The 3,247-nt window shown below is 60.7% G+C and carries 2 protein-coding genes; both read right to left on the bottom strand.

All coding sequences use genetic code 11. The annotated features are described in order from the left end of the window. Positions 1–211 precede the first annotated feature (211 nt). Positions 212–2,431, bottom strand: a complete 2,220-nt coding sequence (locus tag E5W87_RS10895; protein ID WP_292396859.1) for an exopolysaccharide transport family protein — start codon at positions 2,429–2,431, stop codon at positions 212–214. A gap of 1 nt (position 2,432) precedes the next feature. Then, the coding region (locus tag E5W87_RS10890; RefSeq protein ID WP_292396857.1) for an asparagine synthase C-terminal domain-containing protein at positions 2,433–3,247 on the bottom strand (815 nt) is incomplete at its 5' end.

The raw sequence follows: 3,247 nt of genomic DNA, 5'->3' as shown, positions 1-3,247 counted from the left end.
GACGCTCGATCCCCTCTCGCGAGGCCGGTGGCTGAGGGCAACCGTGACGTGGTACCCCTCCCCGCGCAGTCGCCGCGCAAGGGCGTGAGCGAACGTTCTCTTGCCGGATCCAGGCGGTCCGAAGAGTTCAATGATCATGGGTCCAATCCGATCGTGGCAATACCCGCGCGATTTCCGCGACCGTCGTGGCTTCGACGTCCGCTTGTGACGCTCATGATGGTTCCTCAAGCAAAAGATCAGCACCGTCCCCGAACCGGTAACTGGCATGCTTCTTGAGATTAACCTGCGTGAGAACGCTCCCCACAGGGGCCGAAACCGACGCGTCGCCCGCAAGCGTTTCCAAAACCTCACGCGCCATGCTGCGTCGCGTCCTACCCCAGCGAATGGCGAAAAGAACCGCATCAGCCCAGCCCGTCAGAAGCCCGGCCTCCGGTCCTCCAAGTCCCACCGGTCCATTTATGATGACGATGCTATAGATCGAGTGCAGCTCATCCGTGAACAGGGAACTGTCGACCGTTGACAGTAATGCCAGCAGATCCTCCGACGGTGCGAGAGCCATGAAGTCGATTCCGATTTCAGGCATTCCCGCGATTGCATCGTGCAAGGCACAGCGTTCACTCACATAGTCGCCGAAAAAAAAGTGAGGCTTGAGCGCCTTGAATTCGCCCAGGAATTCGTTCGTGAGGCGGGCGCCCGTACGGTCAAGATCGAGGAAAAGCACTCGTCCCCCCAGCCGGGTGGCTGCCAAGGCCAGGCTCCATGCAAGCTCGGTCTTGCCATCATCCTGAAGGCTGGACGTTACGAGAATGACGTGGGACGAGCGATCACCCGCTTGCTTGGGCGCCGCGGCGACAAGCAGGGACGTCACGGCGCGGCTGTATCTGGACCTCAGCTGCGCTAAAACCAGCTGCTTCAGCCGCTTGGCGTGCATTGTGGGAGCTTGTGGTATCAGCCCCAAGCACGGAACTCCGAGCGCTGCTTCAGTTTCGGCCTCGCCGCGCAAGGTCTGATCGAGGCGGTTGCGAATAACAACGAAGACCCCGCCAAGAAGCCCAAACACAACCATACCGGGTGGAATAAGGAAAATCGGCGACAGGGTCTTTGGATTCGTCGGCGGCCATGCCGCCGAAAGGACCGACACTCCGGCCGAGGGAGTTGCGATGCGCCGTATCAATTCCTGTTGTTGGGTCAGAAGCTGGTTGTATCGTTGCGTCAAGATACTGACCTGCGGCTCCAGCGCACGCAGCCCTGACAGCCGGCCGGCAGTATCGGCCACAACCGCATCGAGCACATTCTTGCGGCTTTCCAGAGCTGCGATTTGGGCACGGTAGATGCTGGCCTCGGCTGCGATCCGAGCGGTGGCTTGTTCGATCTCGCGGTTGATCGCATCGCTCAGATTTTTATCTGCCGTGTCACTGGCCTGGCGAGCCGCCAATTCGGCCAACAGCGGCGATCCGATGGCTTGAGCGAGCGAGGCGACCGATGCCCCCTCCTTTCGCAGTTCCTGAATATGTCGAAGGCGAGATTCCGTGGCGGAGAGATCTGCTTTCGACAAGGAAATCTGCTGGCTGAGTTCAGCCGTCTCCTTAGCGGCGTTGTCCGCAGCACCTTGGTCGACTGCACCATGGCTCAGCCGATACTTTTCCAGGCGATCGGTCGCTGCCGCTAGATCGCGTTGTACACCTGGCAGGGCAGCGACTATCGAGGTGAGTTCCACTTTGTCCGCTGCCTGACGTCTCTTTGCGAGATCGTCGATGTACGATTGGGCGAATGTATTAGCTACCATTGCGGCTCGCGCCGGATCCGGATCGGTAAAGCCTATGCTGATGACTCTCGATCGCAGCTCCTGGCCAACCCTCATGCCCTTTCGCAACGCCTTTAGTTCAGCCGCATCCGCAGCGTCCGGCTTGCTCTGCGGCAAAATTCCGCCCAGCAGACCGTCTGCAAATGAGCGCAAATTCGGCCGGTCCCCACGAGCAGGGTTGGGAGGAGAATTTCCAGTTCCGGCATCACCTTGTTCAGCAGTGCTGCCAGCCTCCGTCTTGCGCAGCGCTGCCATCACGCGTCGCAGATTTCCTTGCGACAACAGCATGGTTATATTGTCGTCAATGCTGGCATCCAGCATCTCCGCGGGAGGTTCCGCGCCGGCGGGCCCGTTCCTGCTTGGAGCGTCTAGAATAATTTGCGTGGTCGCCTCAAACCCGACAGGAACTGCCAAACCCGCAAGCCCGGCCAAAACACCGCCCAGGGCTACCATGGCGAGCATGAACCATTTTCTCCTCGCGATGGTTGTGAGGAGCTGATTGATCGGGGCCTGCGTGTCCATCGGCTCACGCAGCGGGCGCCTCATGCGCGGCCTGGTCTCGTGCGCGGCAACGTGCATCTCAGTGGCGCGCGGAAGTTGCTTGCGGCTGACTATGGAACCTTCCATCTTACACTCCTGCCAGTTCGAACACGCGACGCAGGTTCGTTGCTGGCGCCGGTGGCCTACGGGCCTCGTTGCGCCAGGCCTGGAACATCAACGCCGCCCACAAATCACGAGAATGATCCTGCCTTCCATCCATGTGATCTCGCCAGCACGCCTCGACCTTTGCAAAGTCGAATATCCCGTCTCCGGAGAGGCGCATGTCGGCGAGAACATCGCTGGCCCAGATGCGCAGCGGGCCTCTCAGCCAGACTGCTATGGGAACATCGAAACCTTGCTTCGGCCGGTCGATCAGCCGCTGCGGAATATAACGACGCAGCAACTGACGAAGGATCCACTTGCCTCTGCCATTACGAACCTTCGTATTCGTCGGCAGGCGCCAAGCGAATTCGACAACCCGATGATCGAGCAGCGGGCACCGCCCCTCAAGGCTGTTGGCCATGCTGGCGCGGTCCAGCTTCACCAATACGTCGCCGGGCAGGTATCCGGCCATGTCGTCGTACAAGAGACGGGACAGCAGCCCATCAAGCCGGTGCTCGACGTGATTTGATGAGGGCGGCTGGTGGAGGGTGAGGTTCTCGGTCGACGATCCCGTCAGTCGCCGATACAACTCGTCCTCATCGGCTGTAGCGAGCAGCTGAGCGAGGCGATTCAGGCGATCGCCCCGCAGCGCGTGCCGTGCGCCCGCCGAAAGCAGCAGCTTGCCGACGAGATCGTGACGGGTAGCATGGGCCAGCAACCCAACCCCTGCCGCAAGCGCCTGACGCAGCGCTGACGGCAGAGCATGCTGTTGTTTCAGTCGGGCCGCCATGAAGTGGCGGG

It is taken from the genome of Mesorhizobium sp., from assembly GCF_004962925.1.
GTDB lineage: Bacteria > Pseudomonadota > Alphaproteobacteria > Rhizobiales > Rhizobiaceae > Mesorhizobium.
The sequence above is the reverse complement of the archived record's forward strand: the minus strand, read 5'-3'. Positions and strand labels throughout refer to the sequence as shown.

Coding starts and splice junctions, on each gene's coding strand:
- E5W87_RS10895 (WP_292396859.1), bottom strand. CDS start 2,431: ATGGAAGGTTCCATAGTCAGCCGCAAGCAACTTCCGCGCGCCACTGAG.